At 67.0% G+C, this 18,482-nt stretch carries 18 protein-coding genes and 1 tRNA gene; 9 read left to right on the top strand and 10 right to left on the bottom strand.

Annotated features, from left to right (window positions below):
- Positions 1-39: 39 nt before the first annotated feature.
- Positions 40-765 carry a fatty acid desaturase gene (locus PFY01_RS08120; protein WP_271040916.1) on the top strand — a complete coding sequence of 242 codons (726 nt, stop codon included), beginning with the start codon at positions 40-42 and terminating at the stop codon, positions 763-765.
- Between the two features lie 98 nt (positions 766-863).
- On the opposite strand, the gene PFY01_RS08115 is transcribed toward PFY01_RS08120, so the two are convergent.
- Positions 864-955: transfer RNA gene (locus tag PFY01_RS08115), tRNA-Ser, on the bottom strand.
- Between the two features lie 137 nt (positions 956-1,092).
- Between PFY01_RS08115 and PFY01_RS08110 the strand changes: the two genes are divergently transcribed.
- The 4 genes from PFY01_RS08110 to PFY01_RS08095 are packed head-to-tail and all read left to right on the top strand — an operon-like array spanning position 1,093 to position 5,898.
- Positions 1,093-2,577, top strand: a complete 1,485-nt coding sequence (locus tag PFY01_RS08110) for an exopolysaccharide biosynthesis polyprenyl glycosylphosphotransferase (protein WP_271040915.1) — start codon at positions 1,093-1,095, stop codon at positions 2,575-2,577.
- Positions 2,574-4,034, top strand: coding sequence for a lipopolysaccharide biosynthesis protein (locus tag PFY01_RS08105; RefSeq protein WP_333780209.1), 1,461 nt, complete (start codon positions 2,574-2,576; stop codon positions 4,032-4,034). Before PFY01_RS08110 ends, PFY01_RS08105 begins: the two co-directional genes overlap by 4 nt.
- Positions 4,031-4,963: a glycosyltransferase family 2 protein gene (locus PFY01_RS08100; RefSeq protein WP_271040914.1), complete on the top strand. Its 933-nt coding sequence runs from the start codon at positions 4,031-4,033 to the stop codon at positions 4,961-4,963. Before PFY01_RS08105 ends, PFY01_RS08100 begins: the two co-directional genes overlap by 4 nt.
- A 2-nt stretch (positions 4,964-4,965) precedes the next feature.
- Positions 4,966-5,898: a glycosyltransferase family 2 protein gene (locus tag PFY01_RS08095; RefSeq protein WP_271040913.1), complete on the top strand. Its 933-nt coding sequence runs from the start codon at positions 4,966-4,968 to the stop codon at positions 5,896-5,898.
- 5 nt (positions 5,899-5,903) lie between these two features.
- Here PFY01_RS08095 and PFY01_RS08090 read toward each other — a convergent pair whose 3' ends face one another.
- From PFY01_RS08090 to PFY01_RS08075, 4 genes are all read right to left on the bottom strand, one after another.
- Positions 5,904-6,407, bottom strand: a complete 504-nt coding sequence (locus PFY01_RS08090) for a DUF1543 domain-containing protein (protein WP_271040912.1) — start codon at positions 6,405-6,407, stop codon at positions 5,904-5,906.
- A gap of 11 nt (positions 6,408-6,418) precedes the next feature.
- Positions 6,419-8,083 (bottom strand): FAD/NAD(P)-binding protein, encoded by a 1,665-nt coding sequence (locus PFY01_RS08085; protein ID WP_271040911.1) that lies wholly within the window; start codon positions 8,081-8,083, stop codon positions 6,419-6,421.
- 122 nt (positions 8,084-8,205) lie between these two features.
- Positions 8,206-8,907, bottom strand: coding sequence for a hfsB (locus tag PFY01_RS08080; RefSeq protein WP_271040910.1), 702 nt, complete (start codon positions 8,905-8,907; stop codon positions 8,206-8,208).
- Positions 8,908-8,954: 47 nt separating this feature from the next.
- The gene (locus PFY01_RS08075) at positions 8,955-10,394 is read right to left on the bottom strand and encodes a GumC family protein (protein ID WP_271040909.1); all 1,440 of its coding nucleotides are present in this window, start codon (positions 10,392-10,394) and stop codon (positions 8,955-8,957) included.
- Positions 10,395-10,515: 121 nt separating this feature from the next.
- Here PFY01_RS08075 and PFY01_RS08070 point away from each other — a divergent pair, with 121 nt between their 5' ends.
- Positions 10,516-11,265: a polysaccharide biosynthesis/export family protein gene (locus PFY01_RS08070; RefSeq protein WP_271040908.1), complete on the top strand. Its 750-nt coding sequence runs from the start codon at positions 10,516-10,518 to the stop codon at positions 11,263-11,265.
- An 8-nt stretch (positions 11,266-11,273) separates the two neighbouring features.
- On the opposite strand, the gene PFY01_RS08065 is transcribed toward PFY01_RS08070, so the two are convergent.
- Positions 11,274-11,579 carry a hypothetical protein gene (locus PFY01_RS08065; RefSeq protein ID WP_039247692.1) on the bottom strand — a complete coding sequence of 102 codons (306 nt, stop codon included), beginning with the start codon at positions 11,577-11,579 and terminating at the stop codon, positions 11,274-11,276.
- 314 nt (positions 11,580-11,893) lie between these two features.
- Here PFY01_RS08065 and PFY01_RS08060 point away from each other — a divergent pair, with 314 nt between their 5' ends.
- The 3 genes from PFY01_RS08060 to PFY01_RS08050 all read left to right on the top strand — a co-directional run bounded on the left by PFY01_RS08060 (position 11,894) and on the right by PFY01_RS08050 (position 14,454).
- Complete coding sequence (locus tag PFY01_RS08060) at positions 11,894-12,478, top strand: RcnB family protein (RefSeq protein WP_271040907.1); 585 nt, start codon at positions 11,894-11,896, stop codon at positions 12,476-12,478.
- Between the two features lie 162 nt (positions 12,479-12,640).
- Complete coding sequence (locus tag PFY01_RS08055) at positions 12,641-13,795, top strand: RcnB family protein (protein ID WP_271040906.1); 1,155 nt, start codon at positions 12,641-12,643, stop codon at positions 13,793-13,795.
- A 338-nt stretch (positions 13,796-14,133) separates the two neighbouring features.
- Entirely contained in the window at positions 14,134-14,454 is a 321-nt protein-coding gene (locus PFY01_RS08050) for a hypothetical protein (protein WP_271040905.1), read from the top strand.
- 67 nt (positions 14,455-14,521) lie between these two features.
- Here the strand turns inward: PFY01_RS08050 and gatB are convergent, their stop codons facing one another.
- From gatB to PFY01_RS08030, 4 genes are all read right to left on the bottom strand, one after another.
- On the bottom strand, positions 14,522-16,015 hold the full coding sequence (gatB, locus tag PFY01_RS08045) for an Asp-tRNA(Asn)/Glu-tRNA(Gln) amidotransferase subunit GatB (protein WP_271040904.1): 1,494 nt from the start codon (positions 16,013-16,015) through the stop codon (positions 14,522-14,524).
- A 2-nt stretch (positions 16,016-16,017) separates the two neighbouring features.
- Complete coding sequence (gene gatA / locus PFY01_RS08040) at positions 16,018-17,496, bottom strand: Asp-tRNA(Asn)/Glu-tRNA(Gln) amidotransferase subunit GatA (protein WP_271040903.1); 1,479 nt, start codon at positions 17,494-17,496, stop codon at positions 16,018-16,020.
- A 2-nt stretch (positions 17,497-17,498) separates the two neighbouring features.
- The gene (gene gatC / locus PFY01_RS08035) at positions 17,499-17,786 is read right to left on the bottom strand and encodes an Asp-tRNA(Asn)/Glu-tRNA(Gln) amidotransferase subunit GatC (protein WP_039247681.1); all 288 of its coding nucleotides are present in this window, start codon (positions 17,784-17,786) and stop codon (positions 17,499-17,501) included.
- Positions 17,787-17,881: 95 nt separating this feature from the next.
- Positions 17,882-18,433 carry a hypothetical protein gene (locus tag PFY01_RS08030; protein WP_271040902.1) on the bottom strand — a complete coding sequence of 184 codons (552 nt, stop codon included), beginning with the start codon at positions 18,431-18,433 and terminating at the stop codon, positions 17,882-17,884.
- Between the last annotated feature and the right edge of the window lie 49 nt (positions 18,434-18,482).

The following is an 18,482-nucleotide window of genomic DNA, read 5'->3' as shown; positions in this document are numbered from 1 at the left end:
AGGATGCTTACCGGGCCGCGATGCGCTAAGTGTCGCGCCATGTCCGCCGTCACGCCAATGTCACGGGTCGTCCCGAACCAGGCCCTGATCGGCCTGACGCTGGCTGGCCTGATCGCGGCGGCCTGGCTGAGCCTGCATATCTACGGCGTCTATTTTCATCGCTGGACGATGTGGAGCGTCCTGACCGTTCCGCTGATCGTCGCCGTCCAGACCTGGCTATCCGTCGGCCTGTTCATCGTCGCCCACGACGCCATGCACGGCTCGCTGGCCCCGGGACGCCCACGGCTGAACACGGCGATCGGCAGCTTGGCGCTGGCCCTCTACGCCGGTTTTCGGTTTGCGCCGTTGAAGACGGCGCATCACGCCCATCACTCGGCGCCCGGCACGGCGGACGATCCCGACTTTCACGCCGACGCCCCCCGCGCCTTCCTGCCCTGGTTCTACGGTTTTTTCCGCACCTATTTCGGCTGGCGCGAGTTGGCCGTCCTGACGGTGCTCGTGGCCGTCGCAGTCCTGATCCTCGGCGCCCGCATGCCCAATCTTCTGGTCTTTTGGGCCGCGCCCGCCCTGCTCTCGGCGCTACAGTTGTTCACCTTCGGCACCTGGCTGCCTCACAGGCATACCGACGACGCCTTCCCCGACCACCACAACGCCCGCACAAGCCCCTTCGGCCCGGTCATGTCGTTGCTGACCTGCTTCCACTTCGGCCGCCACCACGAACACCACCTGACCCCCTGGAAACCCTGGTGGAGTTTGTTCAGCTAGGCGTGCACAGCGGTCGTTTTCAACGGCGACGTAACGCACGAAGCCTCTGCCCCGCCGCACCGTGAGCGTCTGCTGATCGGCCCATATTCTGAGAGGAATGGCGGAGACGGAGGGATTCGAACCCTCGGTACCCCTTACGGGGTACGACGATTTAGCAAACCGTTGCCTTCAGCCACTCGGCCACGTCTCCTGCGAGGGCGTCGATAGCGGAGGCTGATGCGTCGCGCAATCCGGTTCGAGAGAAAGCGTCTACGTTAACGCGACATAGAGGCTGAAGCGGCAGTATCGCGGCCATCATTCGCCCCCGGATCGCTTCTGGACCGCCTGTTGCTCGACCGCCCCGCCAGTCTCGCCGCCGACACGCCGCTGAAGAGCCGGCCGTCGCGCGGGCCGTTCCGCCCGGAGATTTGGCTGAATGCGCGCGAGCGATCGTCCGTGCGGTTGTCGGCGCACTATTTCCGGCTGATCGACGTGCTGATGGTTTGCGGGCTGGCGTTCAGCGCGGTCCTGGCGATCCAGCCGACGGGCTTGGCCTCGATCACGGTCGGCGACGCTGCGCCCGTGGTCGTCGGCGCCGTTTTGGTGCTCGTGTTGATGCGCGCGCTTCAGCTTTATCGATTCGGACGCGACACGCCCTGGCCTCTGCACATGACGGGCGTTGTGGGCGTGGGAGTCGTCTCGGCCGGCGTGGCGCTCGTGCTGGGTTGGCTGCTGGACCGCCCGGCGCTGGACGTCATTGCGCCCTGGGCCCTGACGACGACGGCCGCCCTGGCGCTGTTGCACGGCCTGTGGCTGGTCGTCATTGCGCGGTGGCGTCGGCTGGGCGTGCTGTCGCCCAACATCGTCATCGTCGGCGCGACCCGAAACGCGCGGCGTCTGATCGAACAGGCGCTTGAGCGGCGTGACATGAATGTGCTGGGCGTGTTCGACGACCGGCTGGCCCGATCGCCCGACAGCGTCGCCGGCGTGCCGGTGCTGGGGACCGCCAAGGCCCTGCTGACCCACCGGCTGACGCCCTATGTCGACCGGATCGTGCTGGCCATCGATCCCGAGGCGGGCCAGCGCGTGCGCGACCTGACGCAGACCTTGAACGCCCTGCCCAATCCGCTGACGGTCCTGGTCGATTCGGAGTTGGGCCGCGACGGGCTGCTGAACAGGCTGGCGAATGCGCCGCTTGCGTCTTTGGATGGTCCTGCCAACCCGGACCGCCGCGCCTTCGACAAGCGGATGCAGGACCTGGTGATTGGCGCCGCAGCCCTGGTCGTCGCTGCGCCCATCATGGCCCTGGTGGCTCTGGCCGTGCGGCTGGATAGTCCCGGCCCCGTCTTCTTCCGCCAGCGCCGTCATGGCTTCAATCACGAGACCATTGTCGTGTGGAAGTTCCGCTCCATGCGCCACGCCGCCGCCGATGCGACCGCAAGCCGCCAGGTCTGCGCCGACGACGACCGCGTGACCCGTGTCGGCCGCTTCATCCGCGCCACCAGCCTGGATGAACTGCCGCAGATCTTCAACGTCCTGTCCGGCGAGATGTCCCTGGTCGGCCCTCGCCCTCACGCGATCGGCATGAAGACCGGCGAAACCGAATCCGCCCTGCTGGTCGCCGAATACGCCCATCGCCACCGCATCAAGCCCGGCATGACCGGCTGGGCCGCCATCAAGGGCTCGCGCGGACCGGTGGACACCGAGGCCCAGGTGCGCGAACGCGTCCAACTGGACATCGAATACATCGAGCGCCAGTCCTTCTGGCTGGACCTCTGGGTGATCGCCATCACCATTCCCGTCCTGCTGGGCGACCGGGCGGCCGTACGTTGAGCGAGAAGCGCATGTTCTGGCGCGGCGTCTGGGGCTATCTGCCGGCCCAGATCGTCCAGGGCGTGGTCGGTTTCCTGACCATCTTCGTCTTTACGCGCCTGCTCAGCGCCGACGACTTCGGCCATTACGCCCTGGCGTTTTCGGTCACGACCCTGGCCCACACCGTGACCTTCACCTGGCTGGAAGCGTCGATGGCGCGCTTCTGGGCGGCCGAGCGCACACCCGAGGGAATGGCGACCCATTTCGCCAGTCTGTACCGCACGTCGTTCACGATCATCGCCGTCTTCACCCCGATCGCGGCCCTGATCGTGTGGCTGGCGCCGCTGACGCCGGCGTTCAAGATCGCCGTCGCCTTCGGCCTGGCGGGCGCGCCCGTGCGCAACCTCGCGAAGCTGGCGCAGGAGCGGTATCGCGCGGCGGGCGAGGTGTCGAAATCCGCCGCCGTGGACATCGGCGTCGCCATCCTGGGCTTTCTGGTCGGGGCCGGATTCGCCCTGGCCGGCGCCGGCGCGGCGTCGCCCCTGCTGGGTCTGGCCATCGCCCCCCTGTTCGCCCTCCCCTTCATCCTGCCGGGCGAATTGCGACATGCGACGGGCGGGACCTTGGATCGCGTCCGGCTCAAGGCCTATGCCCTGTATGGCTATCCCATCGCGGCGTCGCTGACGCTGGCGCTGGTGCTGGCCTCGACGGATCGGTTCCTGCTGGCGGCCTTCATGGATGCGGCGGCGGTCGGCGCCTATCACGCCAGCTACAGCCTGGCGAACCGGACGCTGGACGTCATCTTCATCTGGCTGGGCGCGGCCGGTGCGCCGGCCATGGTCATGGCGCTGGAGCGCGGTGGGCGTGAGGCGCTGCGTCAGACGGCCATCGAGCAGGGATCGACCCTGATCCTGATCGGTCTGCCCGCCGCTGTCGGTCTGTCGCTGGTCGCGCGGCCGCTGGCGGAGTTGATGATCGGCCAGGATCTGCGCGCGGCCGCCGGCCTGGTCACACCGTGGATTGCGGCCTCGTCCTTCCTGTCGGGCATGATCGCCTATTATTTCGGCTTCGGCTTCACCCTGGGTAAGAAGACCGGCCTGCTGCTGGTGACCATGGCGATCCCGGCCCTGTGCAACGTCGCGCTGAACCTGATGCTGATCCCCCGCATGGGCGTGACCGGCGCCGCCGTCTCGACCACGGCCAGTTTCGCCATCGGCCTGATCGCCTGTATCCTGCTCAGCCGCCGCGCCATCGCCCTGCCCATGCCCTGGGAGGCGCTGATCCACTGCGGGATCGCCTCCGCCGTCATGGCCGGGGTCGTCTGGATGATGCCGCCGCTGGGCGGTTTTATGGAGCTGATGCTGGACGCGAGCGTGGGCGGCCTCGTCTATGCCGTCGTCGCCCTGACCCTGAACGCCGCAGGCGTGCGTGACGTCCTCATGCGCCTGATCCGCGCGCGCCGGAGCATGACGGCGTGAGCGTCCAGATTCACGACAACGCCGCCTGGGCTCAGGCGACGCCGACGATCTCGGTCCTGATCCCCTTCCTGCGCGACGATCCGCAAGGCCTGTTGCGCCAACTGGACACCGAGGCCCCCGCCCTGTCCGGCGCGGTCGAGTTGATCCTGCTGGACGACGGCACCGCAGACGCTGATCTGACGACCCGGCTTCAGGCGACCATCGACGCCCTGCATCTGCCCGCCCGTCTCGTCACCCTGGCCGTCAACGAAGGCCGCGCCAGGGGGCGCAACCGCCTGACCACTGCCGCGCGCGGCGAAGCCTATCTGTTTCTCGACAGCGACATGCGGCCCGATACGGCGGCCTTCCTGCAAAACTGGCTCAGGTTGGTCACCGGCAATTCGCCCGCCGTGGCCTTTGGCGGCTTCTCGCTGGATCAGGCGCCGACCGACGCCCGGTTCGCCGTCCACCGCGCCCTGTCGGGCGCCTCGGAATGCCTGCCCGCGTCCCAGCGCGCCCTGACGCCCGAGAAATACGTCTTTACCTCCAATCTGCTGGTGCGCTGCGACGTGTTCGCCGCCGAAGCCTTCGATCCCGGTTTCAGTGGCTGGGGCTGGGAGGACGTGGAGTGGGCCATGCGCGTTTCTCGCCGCTTTCACGTCGTCCATATCGACAATCCCGCCACCCATATGGGCCTAGACACGGTCGAGGATCTGGCGCGCAAGTTCGATCAGGGCGCCGGCAACTTCGCCCGCGTCGTCGCCCTGCACCCCGCCATCGTCCAGACCTATCCCAGCTACAAGGCCGCGCGCGCCCTGAAACGCCTGCCCGCCCTGCCCTTTGCGCGCCGCCTGATGAAACAGGCTGCGCTGACTGCGGTCTTGCCGGTCAAGGCCCGCGCCTTCGCGCTCAGGCTCTACCGCGCCGCCGTCTATGCGGACGCCGTCTGACCATGCGCGACGTCGCCGTCATCATCCCGACCCTGCGCCGCCCCGACAGCCTTGAGCGCGCCCTGCGGTCGGTCTTCGCCCAGACCGGATCGCTGCATCGCGTCGCCGCCATCGTCGTCGCCGACAACGACCCGCAAGGCTCCGCCGCCGCCCTGATCGAGCGGCTGCGCGCCGAGGTGCCCGTGCCCCTGACCTATGCCCACGCCCCCACCCCCGGCGTGGCGACGGCGCGCAACATCGGCCTGTCCGCCACCGATGCGCCCCTGATCGCCTTTCTGGACGACGACGAAGCCGCCTCTCCCGGCTGGCTCGCCGCCCTGCTGAGCGCCCAAACTCAGACCGGCGCCGATGTCGTCTTCGGCCCCATCCGCGGGCGCGTGCCGGAAAACACCGGCTGGACCACAGCCTATCTGGAGCGCTTCTTTGGCCGCGAGGGCCCGCGCGAGACCGGCCTGACCGACGGCATCCACGGCTGCGGCAACAGTCTGATGGTGCGGGCAACCGCCCTGCCCAGCGCCGCCCCATTCGACGTCGCCATGAACGAGACGGGCGGCGAGGACGACCGCCTGTTTACCGCCCTGTCGGCGCGCGGTGGGCGTTTCGGCTGGGCCGCCGACGCCTGGGTGGATGAGTTCGCACCGCCCCACCGCGCCACGCTCAACTATGCACTCACCCGCGCCTTCGCCTATGGCCAAAGCCCGACCCAGATGGCCGCCGACCGCCGCGACTGGCCCGGCGTCGTCAAATGGACGCTTGTCGGCCTGGTCCAGACCGGCGTATGGGGCGCCGCGTCCCTGGTGTCCGCCCTCCTGCGCCGTCCCGACCGCGCCCACACCTATGACCGCTGCGCCAGAGGACTGGGCAAGGTCTTCTGGACCAAGGGTTTCGAGCCGAAACTCTACGGGGCGGCGATGCTGGGCCGCCCCACGGCCTGAACCGATCAGCGGATCGGCATATAGCGGCAGGTGAAGTCTGGATCGCCGGTCATCAGACTGGGCTTCAGATGAATGTGCAGGCGCTCGGCCCGGGCGGCGTCATCCAGCGCAAAGGCCTGTTCGGCTTCATACATCTCGTCGCGGTGGGCGTCGGTCCATCCCTTGGCCAGTTTGATGGCGCGCGCCTTGGCCGCAGCCAGGCTGTCGGCGACGACGAAGACATTTCGGTGCTGCTCCGCGAAGGCCACGCCGTCATAGCCTCCGAGGTTCACATAGTAGAGCTTCTCCTTGCCCTCATAGGGCGTGGGCAAAAGGCTGATCTCATAGCCGTCCGCCTGCGCTATCTCCGACCAGCAATCAATGTGGAGCGTTCCCTCGCGTCCCCACCACTGTGCGAGCAAGGCCTCGTGTGTCGCCTCGATCGTCGGCGCGACGAGGAAGCGTATATCGTGCACCTCGATATTCGCGCCGGGGTGTTCCCCGCCGATATAGATCGCAAACAGCTTCATTCGTCCTCGCGTCAGGCCGCCGTTTCGGCGTGATCGACCGCAGGCTTTGCGGTATTCAGGATCAACGCCAGTCGCCGACCGACGATCCCACCCATTTCGTGCGAACTGGTAATCCCTTGCGCAAAGGGATGCCGCCCCATGATGAACGGCAGGCTGAGACAGAACAGCCGATCCGTCGGCAGGGGCGCATCGACCGGCCGGAACAGGTCGTCGACCGCAATCCCCCGGACCACGTCGGGCGCATCGTTGGCGACCTGATCTCGAACGATCCCCTGCTCGAGAAGGGACAGGAAGGGAAACTGGATGCCGCTCAAGGCCGCCTGCCCTGTCGCCTCGATGAAGATCGGGAAATGGCGGCTCGTGTCGCCGATCGTCACGCGCGCGCCGCCTTCGGGACAGCGCGTATCCACCTCGTGATCGTCGCCCAAGGCGATGACGTCCAGCCGTCCGGCGGCGTGCAGCGCCAGCATCCGCTCGATCGATTCGTGCGGCACGCCGGCGTAGATATCGACGAAGATCGGCTTGAAGGCACGGCTGAACCGCTCGAACTCGGCGCTGTCCAGATGCGGCACGATGACGGCGACGATCTCGTGCATGCGCAGGATGCCGTCGCGCCAGGCCACCGTCACCTGTGCGGCATGGTTCGCCTGCGCCTCCTTCAGGTTCGCGGCGGCCCAGACGAAGGGATCAACCGCTGCGCGCCGAGCGAAATAGGCCTCGGCGAAGGTTTCCAGCGTCGCATCATGTAGTCCCGTCTCGGCGGCGTAGTCGGGATCCAGGTGGATCAGCTCGGTTCGAAACAGGTCGAATACGGCGTCCAGCAGCCCGTCAGGACCGCGCGCCACAGCCGCAGCGACGGCCTCGGGCGTGCAATAGGCCAGCGGGCCATGCGGCAGCGGAAAATAGAAGTCTGCTTCGGGCAGCAAACCCTTTCGCGACATCATGGCGATGTGAAAATCTTCGGTATCTGGCGCGGGCTGATAGATCAGCCGATCGTCGCGCCGAACGAAGTCCCCGTGCGACGTGGCCAAGGCGACGGCCGCATCGATGGCCGTCAATGACGACCCCCGAATGCCGATCCGCCTCGCCGGAACATCAGCAAGGACCGACGCGGGCCATGGGCTGAGGAAATATCCGGGCTGGGCGTCCGGCCGCGACGGCCACTGGTGACCCGTCGCCAGAACCACATGGTCGAACACAGCCCTGGCGATCTTCCGCGACGGCGGCGATGTGAAGGTCAGTTCGATCCCATCCCTGCGGTTCGCCGCATCGATGACCCGGCATCCCGTCCGCACATTGATATCGACGCCCTTGGCGCGGGCCTGCTGAACCAGGGTGGCGAACTGGCTTTCGAAATACCGCCCCAGGGCAACACGTGGAACGAACGTGCGCTCATCGAGCGACGCCCCATCCACGTCCAGCTCTGCCAGTTCGGCGGGCGTTCGTGCCGACAGCCAGTCGGCCAACGTGTTTTGTAACTTCGGGATCTCTATGCTGGCGATGTTGGACAGCATCGCCGCGTCGTTCCAGTCCGGGCTGTAGGGGCTGCCGCAACCGGCCGTCTCGCGCGCCTCGAACACCGTCACCCGCGCCGAAACGGCGCCTTGAGACAGCAGGGCATGAAGAGCGTAGAGCGTCGTCGGCCCCGCTCCGACGAATGCGACGGACTTTGTCATGGCCACACAATGCGCGACGCACGCAAAGGCGCCGCATCCGCGCTCAATTTCAACGCAACCGCCTCATTTTCTTGCTGAATGTGCGAAATCGGACGCCATAAATGTCCGCTTCAAAAGCGGCTTCAGCCCATCAGTCGCTGCAGGAACCCCGGCGCCTTGTAGGTCGAGCGGTTCATGACCACGCCGGCGATCTTGCCGCCGACGGCTTCAATCTCGTCGCGCAGGATGACCGGCGCGTGGGCGGCGGTGCTTTCTGCCGCGACCACCAGCACCGTCATGTCAACGAAGGGCGCCAGGATGATCGCCATGTCGTTGCGGTCGGCGGCGGGTGCGTCGATGACAATGGTGTCGGCGTGAGGCCGCAGCGCCTCCCAGTAGCGGGGCTCTCCAACCGCCTCGACCCGGTGCCCGGACCGCAGCGCTTCCATGTGGAAATGCGTGACCCACAACCGGCCGCCCAGGCAGGACCGCGCCGTCAGCAGCCGCGAGTCCGGCACCGGCTTGCCGTCGCGCCCGGTCACGCGCGGCGTCACGGCGTAGAAGCTTGAGCCGTCGGGCGAGCCTTGCGCGGCCTTGCCGACCTGGCCGAAACGATCCGGTTCGGCCGACACCGTTTCCAACTGCCCCTGCTGGGCCAGATCGCCGTCGATCAGCCACACGGGCTTGCGCGCCCGCACCGCGGCCAGCCGCGCGAACTCCCGCGCCACGGTCGAGACGCCCTCGCCGGTCGCGGCGGAGGCGAACTGGATCACGCGCGCACGGTGCGCCGGCACCGGTCCCAGCGCCGCCCAAAGGCCCGCCATTTCTGAAGTCAGATCGACCATCGAATCGCCAAGGCGCTCCCTAAGCCCTCAGCCTAGCACGAGTTCGGCTAGGCCGCCTTGGCCGGCGCGACGGCCAGGACCGGCATGTCCAGGGTGCGGCTGACGGATGCCGGCGTCGTGAAGCCGCGCCGTGTGAACACCCGCAACAGGCCGACGCACAGAGCGGTGAAGCCGGCGAACAGGAAGACCGCCGCCAGCAGCGGGATTTTCAGGCTCTTGCCGGTCGCCGGCGGCTGGGCGCGTTCGATGACGGTGACATTGTCGGCGCCGGCGGCGACCAGGGCGTTATCGGCGCGGCTCTGGGTCTCGCGTTGCTGGAACTCTCGGATTGAGGCGCTCAGCACTTCGCGACTGCCGGCCAGGGTCGTGTTCTCGGATTCCAGCGCAGTCAACCGCGCCTGCCGCGAACGGATATCGGCCAGCTGCCGGTCCAGCACCGCCAGACGCGCCGCCAGCGAGTCGCGCTCGGCCCGGGTGTTGATCCGCGTGGTTTCCAGCTCGGTCCAGACAGGGTTCGGCCCGGTGCGGACCTCCTTGGCCCCGACGGCCGTGCCGGTCGCGACATAGGCTTGCAGTTGATTGATCCGCGCCTCGATGTCCTTCACCGGCTGGGCGTCGGGCTGATAGCGCGACAGCAGTTGCTCGCGCTCGGTGCGCAGTTGCAGCACCTGGTCCTGGGCCGAGATGTTGAGATCCTGCTGCAGCGCCACCTCAGCCGGTGTTCCCGCCTGCTGCGCCACCAGGGTGTTCAGCCGCTGGGCGGTCTGGTTCAGCTGGCTTTGCGTCGACATCCGATCGGTGAAGACCGTCTGATAGGTCGCCGCCAGCGTCGCCTTGGCCGCCGTAAAGTCGCCGATGTCGTTCGACGCCAGGAAGGCCTCGTAGGCGCGGTCCGCATTGCCGAGTTCATCCTCGAAAGCGATGCGTTGGCTGGCGATGGCCGGCGTCTTGTCCTGGAAGACTTCGCGGCGATAGATCAGATATTGCTCGATGATCGTGTTCAGCACCCGGGCTGCCCGTTCGGGATCGTCGGCCTTGTAGGTCAGGTGGATGACCGCGCTGCCCGGCGCCGTGGCGACGCCCAGGCCGCCGCCGACGGCCTTCAGCGCGGCGGACCGCGCCGCCTGTGGACTGCCCTTGGGCTGCTCGCCCAAAATGGCGGCGGGGCCCAGGGCCTCGACCACCTTCTGACGCACGGCGCTGGAGCCCAAGATGGCGGCTTCGGAGTTGGCGACCTCGTCGCCCTGCGGCGCCTGGCCCCGCTCCGCCGTGCCGACGCGCGGTTGATAGACGTATTCCTGCCCCACGCCTGCGAAGACCGATCCGGTGGCGGTGTAGCTCTTCTTCAGCGTCATGGCGGCGGCGAACCCCAGCCCCAGGATCACCACGAAGACGATGATCATGAGCAGCAGTTCGCGGAACAACAGGCCGATCACGTCCAGAACGCCGTAGCGCGGCCTTGTGGTGACGTGTGCGGTGGAGCGCATCGGGCGGGCCGAATCCCTTGAAAGGCGTGTGATCCTCACCCTTCGCGCACCGGCGTTAACCGATGATTACCCATAACCGGCGAGGTTGCCCGATATCCCTCGTCGAGGCCGACCGATTCCCATGCTGACCGATCGCCGCCTGTTTCTGCTGACCCTGGGTTCAGCCTCCATCACCGCGTCGCTAGCGGCCTGCGGCGGCGCCGGCGGCGCTGGCGATCCCCGGCGCGTCGACCGGTCGCCCTACGACGCGCTCGCCGGCCTGCCCTTCGCCCCCTGGACGGACCAAGAGCCGGAATATCTGCTCTATCCTGGGGACGAGATCGAAGTGGCGACGCCGACGGCTTCGGAACTGACACGCACCCTCAAGGTCGGTCCCGACGGCCGTATCGCTTTGCCCCTGATCGGATCGGTCATGGCGGCGGATCGCACACTGCCCCAGCTTCAGCAGGTCGTCTCTGCGGCCTATGCGACCCAGCTGGTGCGCCCTGTTGTCGAGGTCACCCTACGCCAGGCCGGCCCGATCCGCGTTTGGGTCGATGGCGAGGTGCGCAACCCGGGCGTCTTCGAAATGATCGGCGATCTGGACGCCTATCAGGCAGTAATCCAGGCTGGCGGGTTCGCCCCGACGTCGCGTCAGGACAGCGTGGCCCTGATCCGTCGCGGCCCTGGCGGCTCGCGCATGATGCGGGTGGTGGACCTGCGTCCGCGTCGCGGCGAGGTCGTGCCGTTGCGGCGTGGCGATATCGTCTTCGTGCCGCGTTCGACGCTGGGCGAACTGGCGGCCTTCTTCACCCAGGTGCGCGCCGCCCTGCCTATCGGCTTCAGCTATTCGATCAACGGATCGAACGGCAACGGCTACGCCCAGTTCTAGATGGTCGTTTAGGCGACCAGCTGAACGACGCCCTGGTCGATGTAGCGACGCGCGGCCTTCTGCGCTTCGGCGATCTCCTCGCGTTCCATCTCCAGGCTCATCTCGCGGCGATAGACGCGCGCCTCGATCGAACCCTTCATGGCCGCCAGGTTGAAGATCATGTGGGCCGACACCCGGTCCATCGGGCAACCGCCCGATCCGGCCGAATACATCATGCCCAGTTTGAACAGGTCGTCGCCGGACATGTCCGGGGTCGGCAGCGGCAGACCGTCGTCGTGGGCCTGCAGGTCGTGCGCCATTTCTTGCGCGTTCATCACCGTATCTCCTGATCGGGCGCCATTCTGGGCCCGCCTCTGAGACGCCATCAAATACCGGTGGTTTGAAGTTAAAGTTAACGGCGAAAGGCCTCGCTCGGACTTTTCAGTAAAGCAAAAATGAATACTTCCGACAGAATTCAGATCTCGGAAATCTCTGATAAATCTCTCGTTCACGCCTCGCCGGCGCGCCACGAGCGCTCCGCAAACCTGACGCGATCGTTCAGCGGGCATTCAGGCGCGAAATCCGACCTTGCTCATCATTAACGGGTCGGGTCGGCACATCCGTCGGCGGCCCAGAATGGAGCACGAAGATGAACCGTCTCACCAAGGCCGCCGTCGTCGCCCTCGCCCTGTCGACCACGGCCGTGCCGATGCTCGCCCAGGCCCAGGACCGCGACCGCCGCGAGTATCGTCAGGATCGCCGTGACGACCGACGCGACTTCCGCCAGGAACGCCGTGAAGATCGCCGCGATTGGCGCGACGGTCGCTATGACAGCCGTCAGGACTATCGTCGTGACCGCCGCGACGACCGCCGCGACTACTGGGCGGAACGTCGGGACGACCGTCGCAATTGGCGCAACGACCGCTGGGACCGCAACAACAGCAACTGGTGGCGCGGCCGCTCGGACTTCCGTGGCTACAACGGTCCGCGCTCGGGCTACTGGTATGCGCCCAGCTATGGCTACTACCGGGTCGAGCCGCGCTACAACGGCTATCGCTGGCGCACCGGCGGCTATCTGCCGGCACAGTATCGCAGCTACTACGTCCGCGACCCCTATGTTTACGGCCTTCGCGAAGCCCCGCGCGGCTATCGCTACGTCCACGCCGGCAACGACATCCTGTTGATCGCTGTGGCCAGCGGCCTGATCGCCAGCGTTCTCTCGGGCGTCTATTAAGCCCCGTCATAACCGGACGATCGAACCCCGCAGGTCTTGCCTGCGGGGTTCTGCTTTTTCCGACAGCCCCTTGATTGCGAACAGTGTTCAGCCTGGGTTCATCGCCACGGATCGATGATCGCCTCAAGCCGCCGGAGACCCGGCGTGCAGGAACCAAAGACCATGAAACGCCTCCTGATGGCTTTCACCGCCATCGCCGCCGTCGCCGGCCCGCTTGCAGCTCCGATACAAGCCCTCGCCCAGGAACAGGACCAGGCTCAGCAGGAACGGCCGCAGCGCGAAGGGCGCGCCCGCGGCATGAACCGGCCCGAGCGCCCGCAGATGAGTCGTGAGGACGGACCGCGCGAGCCTCGCCCGGAACGTCCCAGCCGCCCCGCAAACGATACGCCCCGTCCCGAGCGCCCGTCGGGTGGCGAACGTCCCAATGCTGGCGGTCAACGTCCGGATCGTCCCGAAGGCGGATGGTCTCGGCCTGACCGCCCCAACACGGCCGGCCAGCGTCCCGACCGACCGGAAGGCGGCTGGGACCGCCCTGATCGCCCGAACACCGGCAGCCAGCGTCCGGATCGTCCCGAAGGCGGCTGGAACCGGCCCGATCGTCCGAACACCGGCGGCCAGCGTCCGGTCCGGCCCGAAGGAGGCTGGAACCGACCCGATCGCCCGAATACCGGCGGCCAGCGTCCGGACCGACCCGAGGGCGGCTGGAACCGGCCCGATCGTCCGAATACAGGCGGCCAGCGTCCGGACCGGCCCGAAGGCGGCTGGAACCGACCCGATCGTCCGAATACCGGCGGCCAGCGTCCCGACCGGCCCGAAGGCGGCTGGAACCGACCCGATCGGCCCTACCGCCCAAATGCTGGCGGTCAACGCCCCGACCGTCCTGGAAACGGCTGGAACCGTCCCGACCGTCCAGGCTCGGCGTGGAACAACGGTCGTGACCGCGACCGTCAGCATCGCGAGTTCCGCCAGCGCTTCAACGGCGATCAATGGCGGCGGGATTTCTATCGCAACCACCGCTCGGACTGGTGGCGCAATGATCGGCGCTTCAGGGGTTACAACGGCGTACGCGTCGGCTTCTACTTCGCGCCGGGTTGGGGCTACTACAGCGTGCCGCGCTCCTACTGGGGTCGGTCGTGGTCGGTCGGGCAGTATCTGCCGGATGCCTTCTGGCGCTATCAGCTGAACGACTGGCGCACCTACGGCCTAGGCTATCCGCCCGAGGGCACGCGCTGGGTTTCCGTCGACAACACCCTGTATCTGATCGACGAATACGACGGCTATATTATCGACGTCATCCGCGACGCCTGGCGCTGGTAACAGCCTGACGATTTTGCACTTCCGCCCGACGGCCCCGCGCCGTCGGGCTTTTTTATTGCCCCGCTTCGCTGAAGGATTGCGAACGGTGACCCTCGCGTGACCTTGTTCCGGTGCGACATCTTGTCATGCGTCATTGGATCGCCAGGTATTCGAAGCCCTCAGCTGCGCCACAAACGCCGCTCAGCCGAGATCAGCTTCAGCAATCAGTGCTTGAAACGACTTGAAACCCGCCGGACGAAAATCGGCCGCGATGCGCTCCGACGCTGGTCTTCGTCGCCATTCACGATGACGTCCGGAAGTGTTTCCGGATGGCGTTTCAACCGAAGGACATGTCCCCGATGAAGATCGCACTGACCGCCTTGGCCGCCTCAATGCTGCTGGCCGGCGCCGCAACCGCTCAGCAAGCGCCCAGCGCGCCGCCTCCGCCGCCCCCGCCGGTCGATCATCAGACTCCGCACCACCCGGCCCCGCCGCCGGTCGATCCCGCCGTGCCTGCGCCGCCCGCGCCCCCGGCGCCGCCCCCTGTCGATGAGTCTGCGCCGCCCCCTCCGCTTGCCCCGCCCGCTCCGCCAGCGCCAACCGACCCGGACGCCCCCGTCCCGCCTGCGCCTCCGGCTCCCCCCGCACCGCCGGCGCCGCCCGTCCCGCCGTCGGCCTGAGCCTGGAAATGGAAAAGGCCCTGCGGATCGCTCCGCAGGGCCTTTGCTTTTCGTTCGACGCCGCGCCTTACAGGCCCAGCTTGGCCTTCAGGATGTCGTTGACCGCCGCCGGATTGGCCTTGCCGCCCGTGGCCTTCATGACCTGACCGACGAACCAGCCGATGGCCTGGGGCTTTTCAGCCACGGCCGCCGCCTTGTCCGGGTTGGCGGCGATGATCTCGTCCACGGCCTTTTCGATGGCGCCGGTGTCGGTGACCTGTTTCAGGCCATGCTTCTCGACCACCTCGGCCGGCGAGCCTTCGCCGTTCCAGACGTGATCGAAGACCTCCTTGGCGATCTTGGACGAGATGACGTTCGTCTCGATCAACTCCACCAGTTGCGCGACGTGCGCCGCCGGCAGCGGGTTCTCGCTGAAGTCCTTGCCCTCGGCGGCCAGGCGCGCCGAAACCTCATTGGTGACCCAGTTCGACACCAGCTTGGCGTCGCGCCCCTTGGCGGCGGCTTCGAAATAGTCGGCCTTAGCCTGTTCCGAGATCAACACGATGGCGTCGTATTGCGACAGGCCATAGTCCGCCATCAGACGCTTGCGCTTGTCGTCTGGCAGCTCGGGCAGAGACGCCTTGATCTCGGCGATCCAGGCTTCTTCCAGATCCAGCGGCAGCAGATCGGGATCGGGGAAGTAGCGATAGTCCTGCGCCTCTTCCTTGGACCGCATCGAGCGCGTCTCGCCGGCCGTCGGGTCGTACAGGCGCGTCTCCTGAGTGATCGAACCGCCGTCCTCCAGGATCTCGATCTGGCGGCGCGCCTCATACTGGATCGCCTGAGAAATGAAGCGGAAGCTGTTGACGTTCTTGATCTCGCAGCGCGTCCCCAGATAGCTGAAGTCGCCCGTCTCCTTGAACTTGTCGTAGTTGCCGGCCCGGCAAACCGACACGTTCACGTCAGCCCGCAGATTGCCCTTCTCCATGTCCCCGTCGCAGGTGCCCAGATAGATCAGGATGGTCCGGATCTTCTTCAAATAGGCCACCGCCTCGTCCGGCGTGCGCAGGTCGGGACGAGAGACGATCTCCATCAACGCCGTGCCGGCCCGGTTCAGATCGACGTAGCTTTCGGTCGGCGACAGGTCGTGGATGAGCTTGCCCGCATCCTGCTCCAGGTGCAGCCGCTCGATGCCGACGTTGAAGAAGCTGCCGTCCTCGGCCTCCACCTCGACCACGCCTTCACCCACGATGGGGTAATAAAGCTGGCTGATCTGATAGCCGGTCGGCAGGTCGGGATAGAAGTAGTTCTTGCGGTCGAACTGACTGCGGCGGTTGATCTGCGCGCGCAGGCCCAGGCCCGTCTTCACCGCCTGTTCGACGCAGTGTTTGTTCAGCGTCGGCAGCATGCCGGGAAAGCCCGCGTCGACCAGCGACACCTGCTCGTTCGGCCCCGCGCCGAAGCCGACGGCCGCGCCGGAAAACAGCTTGGCCTTGGACGCCACCTGGGCGTGGATTTCCAGGCCCATGACGATTTCCCAATCGCCGGTGCGGCCTTTGATGGTCTTGGTATTGTCGCTCATGCTCACCACCACTTGCCCGGCTTGGCCGTGAAGCCCGCCGCCCGTTCCAGCGCGGCGCCGACCTGGAAGACCGTCGCCTCGTCCAGCGCCTTGCCGATGACCTGCAGACCCAGCGGCAGGCCGCCGGCGTCCACGCCCGCCGGCACCGAGATGCCCGGCAGGCCGGCCAGATTGGTCGTCACCGTGAAGACGTCGTTCAGATACATGGTCAGCGGGTCGATCTGCTTGTCGCCCAGCGCGAACGCAGCCGACGGCGTCGACGGCGTCAGGATGGCGTCCACCTGGCCCCAGACATTATCGAAGTCCTCGGCGATGCGGCGACGCACCTTCAGCGCCTTGACGTAGTAGGCGTCGTAGAAGCCGGCCGACAGCACATAGGCGCCGATGGTCAAGCGACGCTGGACCTCCTTGCCGAACCCTTCCGCGCGCGAGGTCGCATACAGGTCGTCCAGCGACTTGAAGTCCTCCGCCCGGTGCCCGAACCGCATCCCGTCATAGCGAGCCAGGTTCGACGACGCCTCGGCCGGCGCCACGATATAGTAGGTCGGCAGGGCGTATTTGGTGTGCGGCAGGCTGATCTCGACGATCTCGCAGCCGGCGTCCTTCAGCCAGGCCACGCCTTGGTCCCACAGGGCCTGGATCTCGGCCGGCATCCCGTCCACGACATATTCGCGCGGCACGCCGATGCGCAGACCCTTGACCGACTTGCCGACCGACTGGGTCCAGTCGGGCGTGGCGATGTCCAGGCTGGTCGAATCCTTGGCGTCGAACGAGCACATGGATTGCAGCAGCAGGGCCGCGTCCTCCACCGTCTTGGTGATCGGCCCGGCCTGGTCCAGCGACGAGGCGAAGGCCACCATGCCGAAGCGGCTGGCTCGGCCATAGGTGGGCTTGATCCCGACCGTGCCGGTGAAGGCGGCCGGCTGGCGGATCGAACCGCCGGTGTCCGATGCGGTCGCAGCCAGGCACAGGTCCGCCGCCACGGCCGAGGCGGAACCACCCGACGAACCGCCCGGCGTCAGCTCGGCGTTCGAGCCGGTCGACTTCCACGGGTTCTTGACCGGGCCAAAGGCTGAGGTCTCGTTGGACGAGCCCATGGCGAACTCGTCCATGTTCAGCTTGCCCAGCATGACCGCCCCGTCGCGCCACAGATTGGCGGTGACGGTCGATTCATAGGGCGGCGTGAAGCCACGCAGCATGTTGGAGCCGGCCGTCGTCTGCACGCCCTCGGTACAGAACAGGTCCTTGATCCCCAACGGCGCGCCTTCCAGCGCCCCGCCCTGGCCGGCGGCGATGCGGGCGTCGGACGCGCGCGCCATGTCCATGGCCTTGTCCGCCGTCACCTCGACATAGGCGTTCAGCGTCGGGTTCGCGGCCTCGATGGTGGTCAGGAAGGCTTGGGTGATTTCGGCCGAGGTGAAGTCCTTGGCCTTCAGCCCGTCGACGGCGCCCTTCAGGGTCAGTTTGGTCAGGTCGCTCATGACTATTCGACCACCTTGGGCACGACGAAGAAGCCGTCCGCCGACTTGGGCGCATTCGACAAGACCGCATCGACCTTGGCGCCGTCGGTGACGACGTCGTCGCGCAGGCGCAGCGGCTGGGCGACGTTCGAGGTCATCGGCTCCACGCCTTCGACATCCACCTGATCCAACTGCTCGATCCAGGCCAGGATGCCGTTCAGCTCCTGCGCCAGCGGCTCCAGCCGGTCCTCAGGGGTCTTGATGCGGGCGAGATGCGCGACCTTGCGCACCGTCGCAGCGTCGATGGCCATGCGGCCCTCCAACACACAAAATGAAAACGAAGCGGTCGGATTAGCCGCCCGCTTTGGGATTCACAAGGATCAGCCGCCCGTCGTCAGGCGTGATCTCACCGCGACGTGCTGACGGACACCGCGTCCGGCGGCGTCTCGCCGCTCGGCGGGAAGTCGATCTGCACCGTGCGCTCCACCTTCAGGATGTCGCCGTTCGGCCCCGCCGTGTCCTGACGCACCGCTAGGACCACGCGCCCACCTTTCGCCTCGACGACCTTCCATTCGGCGTAGTCGCCCAAAGGATAGGCGCGCCAGCCCTCGGCCGAACCGCCGAACAGGGCGAAATAGGTCACCAGACCATTCACCGCCGGATCGCCGCCCGACAGGCTGAAGACCTTGGCGTTCTGATCCGGCAGGGCCTGCAACTGCGAGACGTCGGCCGCCGTGCCGATCTCTTCGCGTGCAGCGGCCGTGCGCCGTTCGGCAGGCCCGACCGGTTTGCCGGTCGGTGGCGGGGCCGCACGCGTGATCGCGCTCGGCGTCGGCGCGGCTGCCGCGATATGAGTATCCTGTGCGGTCTCGGTCTCGGTCTTGGCCGGCGCGTCGGCCTGTCCGCAACCACTCAGCACCAGCCCGAAAGCCGTCATCGCCGCTGTCACTATGCGCATGTCATCGTCCTTCGTGTCGATCGTCTCCACCATCGCCTTTGACTTCGGT

This window comes from Brevundimonas vesicularis (assembly GCF_027886425.1).
In the GTDB taxonomy this organism is placed as follows: domain Bacteria; phylum Pseudomonadota; class Alphaproteobacteria; order Caulobacterales; family Caulobacteraceae; genus Brevundimonas; species Brevundimonas vesicularis_C.
Note: the sequence above shows the minus strand (reverse complement) of the source record. Positions and strands in the feature narration are given on the sequence as shown.